Origin of the sequence: Psychrobacter sp. JB193 (genome assembly GCF_002285555.1) — a bacterium.
GTDB lineage: Bacteria > Pseudomonadota > Gammaproteobacteria > Pseudomonadales > Moraxellaceae > Psychrobacter > Psychrobacter alimentarius.
Genome location: NZ_NRGY01000002.1, coordinates 148,262 through 165,469, shown reverse-complemented (window position 1 = coordinate 165,469; position 17,208 = coordinate 148,262). Strand labels below are relative to the sequence as shown.

The window sequence follows — 17,208 nt, the reverse complement described above, 5'->3', positions numbered from 1 at the left end:
GTTTGACTCTTCTTATCCCATCAATAAGCGTAATGCTTATTATCATGATTGCGCATCATCACAATCTATCAGCCATTGTCTATGCAGTGGCTTTTTTTACCGTCGTTGTTTTTAATCACTCTCTGTACTTTAGGTAGCTTTATTATGTCCGCATCTATGCCAGCTTATATGAGCGACCCCACTGATGAGCAGCTGAGCGCGCTGAATATGGCCATGGATCATAAGTCATTCAAAGTGGTTGCTTATGCAGGTGCTGGTAAAACGACGACGCTCAAATTGATTGGTGAGCGCTTGCGTGGACGCGGTTTATATCTCGCCTTCAACAAAGCGATTGCTAATGACGCACGGCAGAAGTTTCCGCCCCATGTAGAATGTCGCACGTTTCATTCGCTTGCTTATCGTCACGTCGCACGTGATATTACGGCAAAATTATCTTTGCCACGCTTTTCACCCAAGCGTTTGGGCGATGATTTGGGGTTACAGCCTGTACAAGTACGTCGACAAATGGACGGCGTCAATAAATACATTACGCTCACACCAGCACGGTTATCTCGGTTTGTTAGCGATGCCGTCAGCAATTTTTGTAGCACACATGCCAGCTATCCTGCGCCAAGGCATTTATTGTTTCCCAGCTGGCTTGACGAATCGGACTCAGAGCAGCTGCGCGAGATGCTATACCCTGCTGTTGAGCAGCGCTGGCTACAGTCGATTGATGCCCGTCATCCTGCGGGTATTGGTCATGATATTTATCTCAAACTTTGGGCGCTATCCAAACCCAGCATTCCTGCCGATTTTATTTTATTTGACGAAGCGCAAGATGCCGATCCATTGATGATGGGTATCTTGACCCAGCAGTCAAGGCAGGTAATCTATGTGGGTGACGCGCACCAGCAGATTTATGAATGGCGCGGTGCTGTGAATGCCATGAAAAAATTGCCACTGCCGCAGACCTTATTGACGCAGTCGTTTCGTTTTGGTGAACCCATTGCAGAAGTGGCCAATACCTTACTAAAGGCCTTACAAGAAGAAGTGCCGTTAAAAGGCAATCCCAATAAACAATCCTCAACTGACAAAGGCATGGTGCATAGCAAAAAAGATGCCATCCTATGCCGTACCAATGCTGCTGCTATGGCACAATTATTGACAGGACTAAAACTCGGGCATCGGGTGGCGCTGCAAGCAGATACCGATCGTATGCTCAAATTCTGTCAGGCGGCAGAAAACTTAAAAAACGGTAAATCGGCATACGGCGTCCCTGAGTTAGCGTATTTTTATAATTGGGGCGATGTACAAGAATACTCTGAAACCAATGAAGGCAGTGATCTAAAAACACTGGTCAAACTGGTCGACGATCATGGCACCAATGTATTAAGCCAAGCGGTCAATAGTCTCACCAGTATCGAAAATGCCGACTATGTCATCTCAACGGCGCATAAAGCCAAAGGGCTGGAATGGGGCAAGGTACAGTTAGATGATGACTTCTATTATGATGTTACAACCAATGCCGTTAAGATAAGCCCAGAAGAATTACGCTTGCTTTATGTCGCCTGTACACGTGCCCAAAGTAACTTGGATATTCATCATATTAAAGACTTAATATCAGGATTACAGACAGGCAAAAAAGTAATTTTTGGCAATACTTAATTACTCTTTGTAGTTACCTATCCAGACTTTCAATTTCTATTTATCACGACTCTTTAGCAGTGAAACACAAGCATGAATACCGATCAGCCATGTCAAGTACGTAAAAACACGGTCAGCCAACTGTTTGCCAATCCAGTTCGTCTCCTCGCCCCGATGGAAGGCTTAACCGATCCTTTAATGCGCCAAATCCTAACGCAAATTGCATCAGACTTGGGTCGTCCCTATGATTGGTCAGTGAGCGAGTTTATTCGTATCACTCAACATGTCTTGCCGGCGCATGTCTTTTATAAATACGTGCCAGAGTTGCATCACGATGCCAAAACGTCCTCTGGTACGCCTATTCATGTGCAGATTTTGGGCAGTGACGCACAGCTGATGGCAGAAAACGCCGCTTATGCTGCCGAGCTTGGTGCGCCTGCAATTGATATCAATTTTGGTTGCCCTGCCAAAACGGTGAATAGCCATCGCGGTGGCTCCGTCTTGCTCGATGAGCCTGAAGTCATGTATGACATTATCAGCACGGTGCGCGGTGCAGTGCCTGACCACCTTCCTGTATCGGCTAAGATTCGTTTGGGCTATACCGATACCAGTCGTATGGATGATATTCGCGGTGCGATTGCATCGAGCGGTGCTGATTGGCTGACTATTCATGCACGCACCAAAACCCAAGGCTACAAACCACCTGCTTATTGGGACAAGATTCAGAATTTTAATACGCTGAGCATTCCCGTCATTGCAAATGGCGAGATATGGAATGTAGAGCAAGCACAAAACTGTATGGAGCAAGCAGCAACCCAGCATCTTATGTTAGGTCGCGGCGCGGTCACTCGTCCTGATTTGGTTGCACAGGTTGATAATAACGCTAAAAACCTAGACAACACGGCTACGCTATTATGGCAAGATTTGATTGCGCATCAGATTAAATTTTTGGAAGGTGCAGCAAAGAACGATATAGTCTTGGTCGGTCGTTATAAGCAATGGCTAGGCATGCTTACCAAAGGGTTTAGTGAGGCGCAAACCCTATGGGAAGAGATCAAGCGAGAAAAAAATAAGACAGTCATTATTAACGCACTGCAAGCCAGTGTTCGATAATAAACAACTGTCTTTTTTTGATAAATGACGGTGAGAACAGCTGTTAAATTAAGTGCTGATGCGAATTGCTAAATAAAATAGCATCAAACAACAAGCAATAGACAGCACCCAAAGTATGGAACGAAACGTTGCCAAATTGGTGATATAAGCTGCGCAATAACCAATCCGAATCAGCACATATAGCCACGCCAATGTGTTAATAATTAATTGCGGTACAAAAAACAGCATCGCTACCAATACGGCAGCTAAAAATACTGGCAACGTCTCATAACTGTTTTGCTGTGCCGCGTTTGCACGGGCAGCCGCACCTGTTGTCTGTTGCAAAAAATCACGTGGATGCGCGTTATCAGTCAGATGAAAGCCGCCAAATACCTTTGCCAACATTGCCATCGTTACTGGCAGTAAGCTTGCCACTACCATCGCCCAAATGGCGGATGCGGCTGTATCAGAGACCATTCCAAAGAGTGCATTCATTAGCGTCTTTGCCCCTACCCTGCAACAATTTCAAAATCATGAGTGATGTTTACGCCACCTTGCGCCAACATACGACTGGCTGAGCAGTACTTTTCTGCTGATAGATTCACAGCCTTTTCAACTTGCTTATCCTTGATGTCTTTACCAGTCACGATGAAATGTAGATGGATATCCGTATACACCGCTGGTATGGTCTCAGCACGCTGTGCCGTCAGCTCGCAGCGTACATCCTGCACTTCTTGACGAGATTTTTGTAAAATCGATACCACATCATAACTGGCACAGCCACCAAGTCCTAACAATATCAGCTCCATTGGGCTGGCACCCTTTTCTTTACCGCCATCCATTTGTACATTGTGCCCTGATGGTGACACGCCCATGAATGCTTTGTTTTCTTGCCATGCAACACTTGCTCTTAACTCTGACATTTCGAATAATCCTTATAGTAATTGGTAAATTATCTGTTTTTTATTTTTAAAAACGATCTAGCTTGTTAAAACGTGCCTTAATTTTGATTTTCATAATCACATGCAATAAATATGAGTCAATTGAAAAGATGCTCACAGGCAATATCAATCAATTGAATTATTTTCTGATCATTCCTCAGCCATTTAGCTATTAATATTATCCTAGCTATAATAATTCAAGCAGAAACCTGTCCTAGTGTAGCACAAGCCAATATGAGGTTTTATAGCACCCTTGTCTCAGACTGTCGTCAAAGTAAAAGTAACACAAACTCAAATTTTTTATTTTTGCCGTTCATTTTTTATCAATAGTGTCTGTTAGAGGTTATCAGCATTTTTTCGTTCTAACAGCAACCTGTCCTTAACGTAAAATTTTCTAAAAAAGTTTACAAAAGTCCAATTATAACTACCTGATTTTAAACAGTAAAACTCGTGAAACATTTTATAGCAAAATACTGTTACACATTTTGCTTGTTTCTTGGTTTAATGATGGTAATGAATCCTATTCTAACTGGATGTCGATAATAATCACCCTATAATAATTATGATTGCTGTCACGATGTCTTGTCTGAATAGGCTATGTTTTAAACAAATTAAAAAGGTTTAGTCATGATAGATGCAGACGGCTTTCGCGCCAATGTCGGCATCATCTTGGCAAATACACAAGGGCAAGTACTGTGGGCAAAACGCATTGGTCACAACGCTTGGCAGTTTCCGCAAGGTGGTATCGACCGCGGGGAGACGCCGATGGATGCGATGTATCGAGAGCTCTGGGAAGAGGTCGGCTTACATCCGCGTCACGTAGACTTATTGGCAGTGACGCAAGATTGGTTGCGTTATCGGCTGCCAAAACGTTATGTACGGCATGGACAGCACCCTTTATGTATTGGGCAAAAACAGAAATGGTTTTTGCTGCGCTTAGATGAGCCAAATACACAACATATCCGCTTTGATGAAGGGAAACCAGAGTTTGACCATTGGCAATGGGTCAGTTACTGGTATCCACTCGGACAAGTAATTCACTTTAAACGTGGAGTTTATCGTCGCGCTTTGCAAGAGTTGGTGCGTGAACTCCCCCTAAAACAAGAGCTGATTATTCCTGAGCAAGACAACCATTTATTGGTGGAATAAGCCGCTTGATAAAAACGTATTAAGAGATGTCCACGATAATCGCTAGAAATCTTAGTGTTTATCGTGGACATTTTTTATGAACGCAGTTTATGAAGAGTAAGCACATTCTCGACTGGTTATCTCTGCAATGACAGTTGTACTTGTTTCACTATTTTTGGTCAAAGTCACAATACTTTGCGTGCGTGTGCCATAGGTTGGTACATCTTTTGCTCCATTGCCAAAAGCAACCGGCTTAATATAAACAGACGATAAGACGTGCTCAATTTCAACAGCCACACCTGTATGTGGCAAATGCTCTTTGGGTGCTTGCACGGTATCGGACAACACGTGAAAAGCAGCCTGTTGCCAGTATTCAGGTGAGTTATTTTCAGCAATGAGAGGCAGCACTTCTTGCCGCAGCCTGCCACGTAATCGTTCGGTTTTAAACCAACTGTCTTCTGGTTGACCGTTGGATATCACATGCAATCCTGCGTACAACGGTGTAGGAGCATGGCCGCGATTATTGACAATAACCGCTTGCGTTGCATCGCCAATAATCAGGTTGAAACCGGCATAATCTTGTAATCTGATATTTCGCGCAAAATCCATCGGACTTAAAGCACTGGTTAAAAACTCAGTCACAAGCTCGCCACGTGAGCGCTCATCACGACCAGCTTGCACACCATCACGAAAATTTAAGATCGCCGCCCAGCGTCCATTTTGTTGATATACACCATCATGCGCTTCTTGGTGAATCCCTAACCACGTACCGCCGCTTTGGTTGTCACGTCCGGCATAGATGGGCTGATCAGACCACTGATGCAACTCTCGTGTTGGACGCTCTAAAAACTCATCACGATTAGAGAGTAATACCAAAGGCAGCTCATCAAATAATTGCCAAGCAATGGCGACAATACACATAGTATTCCTTTTACAACAGTCTGTTATGGGAGTGATTTTTAGCAAAAATAAAAGCTATCTTTTAAAGCCAATTAACTAAAAAATCATTTTTTATTAATTTCCATTCAATATCTTATTGGCAGGATAACTGATTTGAGACGTCGAGCGTATCACTTGTGACTGCTTACTTGGTAAGTCAAACTCCCACGCTACCATACCTTGATTGTCATTCCAATTTCGCTTAGTGACGGGCGGTGTATGAGTGACCGAAACTTTTAGACTGTCATCGCGACTGATGGGCTCACTGCCTAATACTTGCAAACGCACAGATCGGTTATGCTGGTTGGCAAATTGATAAGCTTTAGTTGTTGTTAAAATTTGCTGCCGACTCAGCACGCCTTTCTCACCCTGCTTGTCTTCATTTATTATCTCTTTCACCATGATGTTTGGATCACGACCAAAGCCAATCCCCTGCTCTTTTAGCATCTGATAATTGTAACGCGATTGTCCAACGTAGTTATCGTCACGGTACAGCTGCAATGACCCATCTACCCAATCTGGAGTTAAGAATGGTGCCGACGCATACCAATAGGCAGCGGTTTCAACACTAGGTGTGCTCCGAACCCACAGCTTACTACTGCCAGATTGCTCTCCAATGACCGTACGTACTCGTCTACCACCACTGGGAATAGTCACTAGTTGTGGCAACCGATACTCAATGAGACCGTTTTTATTTTGGCTGCTAACAGCAAAGCTTGGTAGCGATGATCCAGCAATAGCATTGCCATACTCTTCTCTTCCAGAGACCACGACAGGCGTATTATCCGCCATAGGTGGTACATGCTCAACATTTTGGTTTTCTTCATAGAGTGATAAGCGCGGCACATAAGGCAGCTGTCCTGTCGTACTTTGGTTGGGATTAACCGTACTAAGTGTCACAGGTACGTTGGACCAGTTCTCGCCTGTTTGCTGGGCGATGATTGCAGAGGCGGTGATATTTAGCTGATCACTATTGGTGTTTAGACGTGCTTGATATGTCGGCTCCCAACCTGCGCCTTGCACCTGATAATGCAATTTAAGAGTGCTTGGCGCGCGGCTGGCGGTACGTACACTCACCTGTGTCACATTATTAGAAATTGACGTTGAGTTACCTGTCATCAACTGATTCAATGTGTCTTGTGCACTTACCCGACGCTGCTCGATCTCCAAAATCTTTTGGTTAAGACTGGCAGCCTGAGTCTCTATATCGCGTGCGTTGTTGGCAATAGTTCCATCCATATTGACTTGCGTGACTATGGTCAAATTTTGCAAGTATGCTTTTGCCAAGCGCGCCGCTTCTAATTCAGCATTGATACTGGCTAGGGTATTTTGCTGAGCCTTAGCATTACCCTGGTATTGACATTGAGCTGCTTGCTCCCCCGCCAACTCTTCAATACTGATTTCACCAATATTGACGTTACCCATTGACTGTACGCTTAGACTCTCTTTATCAATATAAGGCGATAAGCACGAAAATACAACGGTTTGCTCACCACTCCCTGTAATCGGTAATGCCCGTGTGACGCTTGCTAAGCCTTGGTAAACGGTCACTTGCTCGATACTACTTATTGCCGCCTGTGCGCTAGACAATCCCAATATGGCACTGCCACCAAATACAAGCGGCAAAACAAAGCATCTACTCATTAAACTAAGCGGCGATAATGTGCATACATCATAAGTCAATAAAGACCAGAGGGTTGGGCGTGCTTTCATATATCTTTTCCTAGAAGTGAAATCTTAGAAGTGAAATCTCTCATAATGCCAGCGCACGTCTCACATGAGATAAACGTATGATTGCCATTTTTTACAATGGTTGGTCATAAATATCTTTATAAAATCATACTCTATTACATGACTGATCTAAAAACTATAGTTTACTCTTATCCATTATCAATACCACCTCTATTCGCCCAAAAAATTTTCCGACCACGGCTCTTATCACCGATACCTGCTGCATTTTATTTATTGTTTTTCGTACCTAACAACCTAAAGATGCGGAACAAGACAGATGCGTTAACTCACCCTCGCTGATTGTCGGTATAGCAATAATGTATGCCCGACGCATGAAATTTGCTATTATAGTTAGCACTTTATTACCAATATTATGATGCCCTTATGATGATTCATCCTCAGTACGATCCGGTAGCCTTGGCACTTGGACCAGTCGAAGTCCATTGGTATGGCCTCATGTATCTGCTGGCATTTGCCGCAGCTTACGGTTTGGCTTGGTATCGCAGCACCAAACGCGACAATTGGACGACTGATATGGTCTCTGACTTGGTCTTTTATGGCGCTCTTGGCGTTATTTTAGGTGGCCGCGTCGGTTATGTCTTATTTTATCAATTTGGTGAATTGCTACAAAACCCTGCCTATCTGTTCAAAGTTTGGGAAGGCGGCATGTCTTTCCATGGCGGTATGATTGGTGTCTTGCTTGGCATGTTGTACTTTGCCCGCAAATACAAAAAAACACCGTTTCAAGTGCTGGATTTTATCGTGCCTTGCGTACCGACGGGTTTGTTATTTGGCCGCATCGGCAATTATATCAATGGTGAACTATGGGGCCGTGTCTCGGATGGTGGATATAACTGGCTGACCTATTTCCCGCAAGCTGCTCCGTTTGATGTGCAGCAACTACAAGCCAATCCTCAGCTACAAGAATTGATGGTTGAAGTAAACGGACAATACCTATTGCCGCGCCATCCATCGCAGCTGTATGAAGCGTTTGCTGAAGGTTTATTGTTGTTCCTTTTTCTGTGGTGGTATTCATCAAAACCGCGTCCACGTATGGCCGTCACTGCTGTATTTTTATTAGGCTATGGTATCAGTCGCTTTATCATTGAGTTCTTCCGCCAGCCAGACGCTGACCAAGGGTTTGTGTTGCTTGGATGGCTAACCAAAGGACAGATGTTAAGTGCGCCAATGATCATTATTGGCTTTGCCTTACTGATTTATGCTTACAAGCGCGGTATTTATGACTGGGGTAAGCAAGCCGCTTATTAAGCGTTATTTTTAGCGAGTATCAAATTAATAATATGCTTTGAGAGCATAGAAGAGCCGTTTTATGAACAGTAGTAACCTTGATAGTAAACCTTTAAATAATAAAAATGAGCAGGCGTATCTAAACTTGCTGCATCAGGTACTAACCGAAGGAACAGAAAAAGGTGACCGTACTGGTACTGGTACACTCAGTCACTTTGGTGCGCAATTGCGCTTTGATTTAGCGTCAGGGTTTCCTTTATTAACCACAAAAAAAGTCCATTTTAAATCCATTGTTTATGAGCTATTGTGGTTTTTGAGTGGTAGCACTCATGTCGATTATCTGCAAAAAAATGGCGTCCGTATTTGGAATGAATGGGCGACAGCAGAACAAACCGCTCGCTTCAATCGTCCTGAAGGCGATTTGGGTCCTGTGTATGGTCACCAATGGCGTAATTATGGTGCAAGCCAGCTTGATGACGGCAGCTACCACAACGATGGCGTCGATCAAATCACGCAAGTTGTTGAGCAAATAAAGAGCAATCCCAATTCACGACGCCTTATCGTATCGGGTTGGAACCCAGGAGAGGCCGAACAAGTCGCCTTGCCGCCCTGCCATACTCTATTTCAGTTCTTTGTCGCTGACAATAAACTGTCATGCCAGCTGTATCAGCGCTCAGCGGATTTATTCCTAGGTGTGCCATTCAATATTGCAAGCTACGCGCTCTTGACCCACATGGTCGCACAGGTTTGTGGATTGGACGTTGGTGAGTTTATCTGGACAGGCGGTGATTGCCACATTTATCAAAACCACCGCGAACAAGTTGAGTTGCAATTGACACGCTCACTTTATGAGCTGCCAACCTTAACGCTCAATCCCGATGTTGATGATATTTTTGCTTTCAACTATGAAGATATTAGCGTTAATGGTTATGAATCACACCCTGCTATCAAAGCAAAAGTCGCTGTATAAATAGTGGTTTTTACTATATTTTAAAAAGAAAAATAAGGATAAATTATGAGTTATGCCCACACTGAAGTTGCCCAAATCGCTGCGATTAGTAGCAATCGCTGCATCGGTAAGAACAACGAGTTGCCGTGGCATATCTCAGCAGATTTGCAGCATTTTAAACAGATGACGACCAGAAAGAATGATGGTGGCATACAAGGTATTGTCATTATGGGTCGCAAGACATTTGAGTCGATGGGCAGCAAGCCGTTGCCAAAACGTGTGAGCTTTATCATCAGCACTCAAATGGATTATGCTGAGCAAAAAGGTCTGGTCGGCAAAGACAACGCCCATGTGGTGCATAATTTAGACGATGCCTTAACGCAAGCGGCCAGTCTTGCTCACGGTGCTCATCTTGAGACGATTTGGGTCATTGGTGGTGAGCGCGTGTTCAATGATGCACTGATGTATACCGATCGTATTGAGCTGACCCACGTCGATACTGATATTACTGATGGTGACGCTTTTTATCCTGAGTTACCAGAACGCTTTAAAGCAGTAAAAGAGTCTGAGCAAATGCACGATGACAAAAGCGCTTTAAGCTTTAAGTTTACGACTTATAAAGTAGATGCTGCTGAATAGCAGGTTTTGGTATATCAAAAAAGGGTCTGCCTCTGATAAATAAGATTATCTGAGGCAGACCCTTTTTTATTTAATAGTTATTTAATAACTGTCGAATAGCTATACAGCTTTAATCATACAAACTTACTCATGCAATACTTTATAAACCGTCTTCGCCAGTACGGGCCCAATTCCTTGCACGCCTGCCAGCTCTTGCTGGGATGCGCCAAGTAGTTGCTGCATACCACCAAAGTGATTGAGTAAGTCACGACGGCGCTTTTCACCCAACCCTGGTATAACCTCCAGCACTGACGACGAGCGGCGCTTGTCACGCTTCTTACGATGCGCAGTAATGGCAAAACGATGCGCCTCATCACGAATGTGCATCAATAAATGCAATGCCTTACTGTCCATCGGCAAATCGAGCGGCTCATGATCGATAAAGTGCAAGACTTCAAGACCTGCTTTACGCCCCTCGCCTTTTGCCACACTGATGAGCAGCGTATCTCCCAAGATACCCAGCTCTGTCAGCACTTCTTTTGCGATGCCAAGCTGACCTTTACCGCCATCAATGAGCAACAAATCAGGCAATGGTTGTTTCTTATAGCGACGTGTCAAGACTTGCTTCATCGCGGCATAGTCATCACCACCTTGAATGTCATGAATGGCGTACTGGCGATAATCGCGACGACGCGAGCCCCCTTGATCAAAGACCACGCAACTACCAATCGTAGCCTCACCCATCGTATGCGAAATATCAAAACACTCAATCCGATCAATGGTACGGTCTGTGACATTGGTTAATACATCTTTTAGCGCACCAAAACGCGCATGCAGCTCTAAATAATCGCCCAATTTGGTTTTTAGGGCGTTGTTGGTATTTAATTTTGCCAAGTCCAACCATTCTGACCGATGCTCACGCACGCTAGTCTTGATGACCACCTTACTGCCAAAATGTGTCGCCAATGCTTCACCAACCGCATTTTGGTCAGGTAGCTCATGACTTAAAATAATCTCTGCTGGCAAGTCATCGGTCACCTGAAAATAAAATGAGGTGATGAACGCCGATAAGTTGTCCGCTAGTGGCTCGCTACTATCGACATCAGGGAAGTAATTTTTACCACCCAACACACGCCCGCCGCGTACGGTCAATACATTGACGCAAGTCATACCTGCTTGACTGGCAATGGCAATCACATCAGCCTCGCCTTCTACCGTATAAACCGCCTGCCGCGCTTGTACTTCTCGCAGCATTGACAGCTGATCACGATAGAAAACAGCCTTTTCAAAATCCAATGCTTCAGCAGCGCCCTCCATTTTTTCAATCAACGTGCTATGGATATCACCAGAATCGCCCTTCAAAAAGCGAATGGTGTTATTGACATCTTCGCTATATTCCTCGGGTGACACCAAACCCACACAAGGCGCACGGCAACGCTTGATCTGATACTCAAGACAAGGACGCTTACGCTGCTTAAAAAAAGTATTAGTGCATTGACGCATTTGAAACATTTTTTGCATCAATACCAGCGTTTCTTTGGCAGCATGGGCTGAGGGGAATGGGCCAAAAAACCGACCTTTTTGATGATTACCTTTGCCGCGACCATAAGCCAATCTTGGATAAGGCTTATCCGCTGAGATAAACACATAAAGATAAGATTTATCATCACGCAATAGCACATTGTAAGGAGGACGATGCTCTTTAATCAGGTTTTGCTCAAGCAGCAACGCTTCCGTTTCGCTACGAGTAATGATGGTTTCGATGTTATGAATACGAGCCACCAGCGCCCGTGTTTTTGGATGATCAATCGTCTTGGCAAAATAGCTGTTCACACGGCTTTTTAGGGATTTTGCTTTACCAACGTACAAAATATCCCCATTTTTACCCAGCATTTTATATACCCCAGGTAGGTTCGGTAGACGTTGAATCAAATGCTTAAGGCGGGCTTTTTTATCGTCGACGGGACTCGATGCTGAGACATTGACCATAGAATTTTTTGCTCTCAAAAATGTGAGTAATACCAACATTTATGGGGCAACGTAACGGGTTTTGCAAGCCAACGTAAGATTTTGCAATCGCCAAAAAAAACCAGCACAAGGCTGGCTTTCTGGATAAGACACGAAGTATCTAGTGACGGAAATTCGATAATAACGCTGGAATACCAGGCAACATGCCAACGATTGCCATAACCCCAGTTAAGATCACAAAAGTAACAACAGGGATAATCCAGCGACTCATTTTCGACAGGTTGGCACTGCGCTCTTTTGAACCAATAAGACCTAAGTTATCTAATACCAAAGTAATCGACCAACCAAAAGCTGGATTTACTAAAGCTGAAGCAAATACCACAATGGCAGCAGACTGCGTTGTTTTACCTTCACGTGTCATCTCCATCCCTGCCTCAAGCAACGGGATAAAGACCCCAACGATCAACGCCACACACATAACCGGTTCCCAAATAGCCAAATCCATAGGATAGCCCCAAATACCAGCGATAAGACAAAACAGTCCTGTCAAAACTGCTCCTGCGGGAATGGGACGCTTGGCAATCGCAGCGGGTACAATATAAGTTCCCCACGATGACGCAAAATTTGCGCCACCAAGTATTGAGCCTGCAACTTGACGAATAGAAGCACTGGTCATCGTATCATCGATATCCATGAGCACACGTTCAGTACGTTTTGGATAGCTGATTTTTTGGAATACTTGATGACCTAAGAAGTCTGGTGACCACATGGCTACCGCTAGTACCGCAAATGGCAAGACCACAATAAAGCTTTCAACTGTGGGTAACCCCAACATCCAACCCGTATTTTCACCCCACCAGTACATTGGGTTCATGTTTGGTAATCCAGGCGCCGTTTCAAATGCAAATGGTGCCCCCATAGCAAACGCAACGCCGCCGCCTAATAAACAGCTAAGAGGAACCGCAAGCCAGCGCTTTTGAAAATTTTCTAGCACCGCATAGAGGATAATCGTCAGAAGAATCACCACAAAAGCAATATGTGCCATGCCAATACCTTCGGCCCAAGCAAATAGATTTTTGACTTGAGAGGTGGTTCCGATAAAACCCAGATAAAGTAGCAAACCGCCACACACGCCTTTGCTGGTCAAGTTTGCCAGCAAACTGCCTCCTTTACTGATTGCCAGCAGCAAACCAAAAGCGCCAATGAGCAAACCAAATGCCATGGGGTGACCACCCGCAGCAACGACAATAGGAATGAGTGGGATAAGCGGACCATGAGTACCAGCAAGGTTGGCAGTCGGTAGTAAAAACCCTGAAAATAAAATTATAAAAAATGAAACTATCAAAAGCTCATAGCGTACATTTTCTAAAACAAATGCATCACTCAAACCTAACGGCCCTGCAAAAGTTGCCGCAATAGCACCGACCATCACCACTTTTCCAATGGTTGCGGCCATCGCTGGAATGGTATCTTCATACTCAAAACGATAATCGCGGAACGGCAAATTAGGCCGCCAGCGTTTTGGCTGCATGATCTGTAGTTCATGGTTCAAGTAAGCATCACGATTTTCAAAATGTGCACTGGGCTCATGCAAATCTACATAGCTTGCGTGTAAATCATTATCAGAGGGGGTTGGGTGCTGCGGATTGGCTCCTGAAGTGGGAAGCTGTGTATCACTCATCACATTTCCTAATATCGGCTGAGGTTGCGGTTGATTAAGCCTAGAGATGTGAATGTTTATCCAATCTCTAGGCCTAGCCAAGAATTGCAGACTATTGTATGTCAACTAACCTTGAAATACGAACTTATAACCATTTAGAGATATTATGTTCATTATGGCGAGCCATCACTCAAAATTTATGACTGTCTTTTTGAAAGCTGTTTCTGTATTTTGAAAGTAACATTAGAATATAAGATACTGATACGTTACTATGAAAGTAATCAGATGAAGCGTTTTTTCAGCTTACTATCATTATTATGGTACTGCTGCCTTTAGCCACTTTAAGACTAGCGACATATATAATTTTTAATTATGATGAGAGCTTTTATTATCCATTGATCTGGAAGACTTAATAAACGTCTCTCGACTGGCAAATACAAAAGATTCAGAAGCAAGATAGTAGGATTAATTTATGAGTTTACTACCCATCAACTTTGAGACATTAAAACGCAAAGCCAAAAAGAACATCATGCCGTTGCTGACGCCTCATTTGCTCAAGCTGCGTATCAATACGTATGCACCCTATGTTGGCGCGGGTATCAAAATTGATCATATCGACCTTGATCAAGGGCTTTGCGTGGTGAGTATGGGATTGAATAGCCTGAATAAAAACATCGTTGGCACACAGTTTGGTGGCAGCTTGTACTCAATGGTTGATCCATTCTATATGCTGATACTCATGCACCAACTGGGCAACAGTTACGTGGTCTGGGATAAAAGCTCGCACATTGAATTTATTGCGCCAGGTAATAGCAAAGTAACCACGCGAATGAAGATACCCAGCTCTGAGATTATGACTATCCAAGAGCTGGCAAAAGATGGCGATGCTGTGTTTCGTGAATACCAAGCCGATATCGTCGATGATCAACAAAAAGTGATCGCCACGATTACTAAGACAATATATATTCGATTACGTAAGTACAGTAAGTCTAGAGACCAAAGCAGTCGCATAGAAAATCTAGATGACTAGCTTGAAGGGTTAAAAAATACAGATTAATGCTGAGCGCTTAATTTAAAATTATCTTTGCACATACAAAAACCCCAATCTAGCATTCGCATAGATTGGGGTTTTGTCTTTTTTGGTATGGCCCGCTTATTTATAAATAAACCTATGAATAAGGGCTTGTATCTACTTTTACCTTACTTTTAGTCAACCGAAAATTTTACAATCAACTAAGAGCAATAAGCTGCTGCTTAAATACCAGGCGCAGTGTCAACTGCATTAGGTACGCCAGCGTCAGTTTTTTTCTGAGCTGAACGAGCAGGAAGCTTTTCGCGGATACGTGCTGATTTACCAGAACGCTCACGTAAGTAGTACAGTTTCGCACGGCGAACAGCACCACGGCGTTTCACTTCAATACTGTCAATGATTGGTGAATGCAATTGGAATGCACGCTCAACACCAACGCCGCTTGAGATTTTACGTACAGTGAACGCTGAGTTTACACCGCGGTTACGCTTAGCGATTACAATGCCTTCAAAAGCCTGTAGACGCTCACGCTCACCTTCACGTACTTTTACTTGAACCACAACGGTATCGCCGGGTGCAAAGTTTGGGCGCTCAAGCAATTGAGCGTTTTCGATGACCTGAACCAATGGATGCTTGTTGCTCATGAGAGTTATCTCCTCACATTAGATAATAGAGGCTTAACGCATATCACCTGTTTGTAATAATTAATCGTATCTCTTTATAGTGAGACACAACGTAAATGGGTTATAACCAACGGCCATTATGTTATGACCCGTTTTATTATTGCTCAAAATTTTACTACTTAACTGTTTATCGAAATAACGTTCCATGCACTTTTTAAAAAAATTCAGCGTCATGAAAGCTACTTTTTATTTGCTTTTGCCAATGCTTTTAACCATTTTGTTTGCTCTACCGTTGGTGTAAACGCTTGCCATAAGTCTGGACGACGCGCTTGCGTACGACTGACTTGTTGGCTAAAGCGCCACTTAGCGATATTAGCATGGTGACCTGAAAGTAACACTTCCGGCACTGCCATACCTGCAAACTCATGAGGCTTAGTATAATGTGGGCAGTCAAGCAATCCATCAACAAAGGAGTCTTGCTCAGCTGACTTATCATCACCCATGGTATCAGGCAAACGACGTATCACACTATCCATTAACACCATTGCTGGCAGTTCACCACCAGTCAGCACATAATCGCCAATCGATATTTCCATATCGACATAGTGTGACAGCAAGCGCTCATCAATACCTTCGTAACGACCGCATAATAAAATCATGCCATCATACTTAGCCATACTGACCACGCTGCTTTCGTTAAGCGTTTGTCCTTGTGGCGACATATAAATCACCGGACAATGCTCACTGTCGACACGGCAACCGTACTGACCAGCACGCAAGCGCGCATCCTCAATAGCTTTTGATAATGGCTCAGCCATCATCACCATTCCAGGACCGCCACCATACGGACGTTCGTCAATGCGACGATAGTTATCCGCGGTATAATCACGTGGATTGATACAATCAATCGTAACTTGTCCCTGAGTCACTGCCCGACTCGTAATACCAAACTCACGAATCGTCGCAAACATCTCGGGAAAAATACTAATGACGGCACAATACATCTGATGTCTACTTGAATAACGGCTAAAAAATCGGAGCTACTACTAAAAACGCTTGGCTATAAAGCCAAAAGTTATATTAGTAGTCACTTGGCCATGCCACAAGCACTGTTTTTTCCGTCATATCGACTTCTATTACAGTTTGCTTATGCCAAGGAATTAGGCGCTCTTCATTGTCCAAGCTGTTTGAATTTGCCGTTACCCGCATAATGTCATGGGCTCCAGTTTCAAACATCTCAGTGATATTGCCTAGATACTCATCTTGCTCATTAATAACGCGCAAGCTGACCAAATCCGACCAATAATATTCGTCCTCTGCTGTCTCTGGCAAAACGTTTTGCTCAACCCAAACGGTTACCCCGTTCATGGTCTCAGCAACATTACGATCAGGAACCTGCTCAAATTGAGCCACAATTCCTGTCCCTTGCTCACGCCAAGCTTTAACAGTCAAAGGTTTCATGCCTGTGGCGGTCTTCATCCACCACGGCTGCATGTCGAATATCGCCGTACGATCATCCGTATCGCTAAACACCCAAAGCCAGCCTTTGATACCATAAGGCTTCTTAAGCTGACCAATTTTCATAAGGGTACTAGCGTTTGGAACAGATGACATAACAGCTAACCTAACGATGATTTAAACAGCAATTGTAAAAACAA

Annotated in this window: 16 protein-coding genes; 7 read left to right on the top strand and 9 right to left on the bottom strand. The window is 43.9% G+C overall.

Translation table 11 applies throughout. From position 1 onward, the window contains the following. Positions 1-144 precede the first annotated feature (144 nt). Together CIK80_RS08470 and CIK80_RS08465 are read left to right on the top strand one after the other, a co-directional pair. Positions 145-1,644 carry a UvrD-helicase domain-containing protein gene (locus tag CIK80_RS08470; RefSeq protein WP_062845616.1) on the top strand — a complete coding sequence of 500 codons (1,500 nt, stop codon included), beginning with the start codon at positions 145-147 and terminating at the stop codon, positions 1,642-1,644. A 72-nt stretch (positions 1,645-1,716) separates the two neighbouring features. After that, on the top strand, positions 1,717-2,736 hold the full coding sequence (locus tag CIK80_RS08465; RefSeq protein WP_095569668.1) for a tRNA-dihydrouridine synthase: 1,020 nt from the start codon (positions 1,717-1,719) through the stop codon (positions 2,734-2,736). Between the two features lie 48 nt (positions 2,737-2,784). Here the strand turns inward: CIK80_RS08465 and CIK80_RS08460 are convergent, their stop codons facing one another. Beyond that, the gene (locus CIK80_RS08460) at positions 2,785-3,210 is read right to left on the bottom strand and encodes an MAPEG family protein (RefSeq protein ID WP_095569667.1); all 426 of its coding nucleotides are present in this window, start codon (positions 3,208-3,210) and stop codon (positions 2,785-2,787) included. A 14-nt stretch (positions 3,211-3,224) separates the two neighbouring features. After that, positions 3,225-3,638, bottom strand: coding sequence for an OsmC family protein (locus tag CIK80_RS08455; RefSeq protein ID WP_095569666.1), 414 nt, complete (start codon positions 3,636-3,638; stop codon positions 3,225-3,227). 645 nt (positions 3,639-4,283) lie between these two features. Here CIK80_RS08455 and CIK80_RS08450 point away from each other — a divergent pair. Next, positions 4,284-4,805 carry an RNA pyrophosphohydrolase gene (locus CIK80_RS08450; RefSeq protein ID WP_062845620.1) on the top strand — a complete coding sequence of 174 codons (522 nt, stop codon included), beginning with the start codon at positions 4,284-4,286 and terminating at the stop codon, positions 4,803-4,805. An 87-nt stretch (positions 4,806-4,892) separates the two neighbouring features. On the opposite strand, the gene CIK80_RS08445 is transcribed toward CIK80_RS08450, so the two are convergent. Together CIK80_RS08445 and CIK80_RS08440 are read right to left on the bottom strand one after the other, a co-directional pair. Continuing rightward, complete coding sequence (locus CIK80_RS08445; protein WP_095569665.1) at positions 4,893-5,705, bottom strand: NRDE family protein; 813 nt, start codon at positions 5,703-5,705, stop codon at positions 4,893-4,895. Between the two features lie 93 nt (positions 5,706-5,798). After that, positions 5,799-7,436, bottom strand: coding sequence for a DUF4139 domain-containing protein (locus CIK80_RS08440; protein ID WP_095569664.1), 1,638 nt, complete (start codon positions 7,434-7,436; stop codon positions 5,799-5,801). 402 nt (positions 7,437-7,838) lie between these two features. On the opposite strand from CIK80_RS08440, the gene lgt reads away from it, so the two are divergent. The 3 genes from lgt to CIK80_RS08425 all read left to right on the top strand — a co-directional run bounded on the left by lgt (position 7,839) and on the right by CIK80_RS08425 (position 10,290). Further along, entirely contained in the window at positions 7,839-8,723 is an 885-nt protein-coding gene (gene lgt, locus CIK80_RS08435; RefSeq protein ID WP_062845623.1) for a prolipoprotein diacylglyceryl transferase, read from the top strand. A gap of 61 nt (positions 8,724-8,784) precedes the next feature. Next, positions 8,785-9,672, top strand: coding sequence for a thymidylate synthase (locus CIK80_RS08430; RefSeq protein ID WP_062845624.1), 888 nt, complete (start codon positions 8,785-8,787; stop codon positions 9,670-9,672). Between the two features lie 45 nt (positions 9,673-9,717). Next, positions 9,718-10,290, top strand: a complete 573-nt coding sequence (locus CIK80_RS08425; protein ID WP_095569663.1) for a dihydrofolate reductase — start codon at positions 9,718-9,720, stop codon at positions 10,288-10,290. 123 nt (positions 10,291-10,413) lie between these two features. Here CIK80_RS08425 and uvrC read toward each other — a convergent pair whose 3' ends face one another. Both uvrC and CIK80_RS08415 read right to left on the bottom strand, forming a co-directional pair. Continuing rightward, positions 10,414-12,258, bottom strand: coding sequence for an excinuclease ABC subunit UvrC (gene uvrC, locus CIK80_RS08420; RefSeq protein ID WP_095570361.1), 1,845 nt, complete (start codon positions 12,256-12,258; stop codon positions 10,414-10,416). A 139-nt stretch (positions 12,259-12,397) separates the two neighbouring features. Beyond that, a complete protein-coding gene (locus CIK80_RS08415) occupies positions 12,398-13,918 on the bottom strand; it encodes a DUF3360 family protein (protein WP_095569662.1) in 1,521 nt (506 codons plus the stop codon). Positions 13,919-14,369: 451 nt separating this feature from the next. Here CIK80_RS08415 and CIK80_RS08410 point away from each other — a divergent pair, with 451 nt between their 5' ends. Continuing rightward, positions 14,370-14,927, top strand: a complete 558-nt coding sequence (locus CIK80_RS08410) for a DUF4442 domain-containing protein (protein ID WP_095569661.1) — start codon at positions 14,370-14,372, stop codon at positions 14,925-14,927. A gap of 224 nt (positions 14,928-15,151) precedes the next feature. On the opposite strand, the gene rplS is transcribed toward CIK80_RS08410, so the two are convergent. The 3 genes from rplS to rimM all read right to left on the bottom strand — a co-directional run bounded on the left by rplS (position 15,152) and on the right by rimM (position 17,164). Next, positions 15,152-15,571: a 50S ribosomal protein L19 gene (gene rplS, locus CIK80_RS08405; RefSeq protein ID WP_062845628.1), complete on the bottom strand. Its 420-nt coding sequence runs from the start codon at positions 15,569-15,571 to the stop codon at positions 15,152-15,154. Positions 15,572-15,789: 218 nt separating this feature from the next. Continuing rightward, positions 15,790-16,554, bottom strand: a complete 765-nt coding sequence (trmD, locus tag CIK80_RS08400; RefSeq protein ID WP_095569660.1) for a tRNA (guanosine(37)-N1)-methyltransferase TrmD — start codon at positions 16,552-16,554, stop codon at positions 15,790-15,792. Between the two features lie 76 nt (positions 16,555-16,630). After that, complete coding sequence (gene rimM, locus CIK80_RS08395; protein WP_095569659.1) at positions 16,631-17,164, bottom strand: ribosome maturation factor RimM; 534 nt, start codon at positions 17,162-17,164, stop codon at positions 16,631-16,633. Between the last annotated feature and the right edge of the window lie 44 nt (positions 17,165-17,208).

Coding starts and splice junctions, on each gene's coding strand:
- CIK80_RS08470 (WP_062845616.1), top strand. CDS start 145: ATGTCCGCATCTATGCCAGCTTATATGAGCGACCCCACTGATGAGCAG.
- CIK80_RS08465 (WP_095569668.1), top strand. CDS start 1,717: ATGAATACCGATCAGCCATGTCAAGTACGTAAAAACACGGTCAGCCAA.
- CIK80_RS08460 (WP_095569667.1), bottom strand. CDS start 3,210: ATGAATGCACTCTTTGGAATGGTCTCTGATACAGCCGCATCCGCCATT.
- CIK80_RS08455 (WP_095569666.1), bottom strand. CDS start 3,638: ATGTCAGAGTTAAGAGCAAGTGTTGCATGGCAAGAAAACAAAGCATTC.
- CIK80_RS08450 (WP_062845620.1), top strand. CDS start 4,284: ATGATAGATGCAGACGGCTTTCGCGCCAATGTCGGCATCATCTTGGCA.
- CIK80_RS08445 (WP_095569665.1), bottom strand. CDS start 5,705: ATGTGTATTGTCGCCATTGCTTGGCAATTATTTGATGAGCTGCCTTTG.
- CIK80_RS08440 (WP_095569664.1), bottom strand. CDS start 7,436: ATGAAAGCACGCCCAACCCTCTGGTCTTTATTGACTTATGATGTATGC.
- lgt (WP_062845623.1), top strand. CDS start 7,839: ATGATGATTCATCCTCAGTACGATCCGGTAGCCTTGGCACTTGGACCA.
- CIK80_RS08430 (WP_062845624.1), top strand. CDS start 8,785: ATGAACAGTAGTAACCTTGATAGTAAACCTTTAAATAATAAAAATGAG.
- CIK80_RS08425 (WP_095569663.1), top strand. CDS start 9,718: ATGAGTTATGCCCACACTGAAGTTGCCCAAATCGCTGCGATTAGTAGC.
- uvrC (WP_095570361.1), bottom strand. CDS start 12,258: ATGGTCAATGTCTCAGCATCGAGTCCCGTCGACGATAAAAAAGCCCGC.
- CIK80_RS08415 (WP_095569662.1), bottom strand. CDS start 13,918: ATGAGTGATACACAGCTTCCCACTTCAGGAGCCAATCCGCAGCACCCA.
- CIK80_RS08410 (WP_095569661.1), top strand. CDS start 14,370: ATGAGTTTACTACCCATCAACTTTGAGACATTAAAACGCAAAGCCAAA.
- rplS (WP_062845628.1), bottom strand. CDS start 15,571: ATGAGCAACAAGCATCCATTGGTTCAGGTCATCGAAAACGCTCAATTG.
- trmD (WP_095569660.1), bottom strand. CDS start 16,554: ATGTATTGTGCCGTCATTAGTATTTTTCCCGAGATGTTTGCGACGATT.
- rimM (WP_095569659.1), bottom strand. CDS start 17,164: ATGTCATCTGTTCCAAACGCTAGTACCCTTATGAAAATTGGTCAGCTT.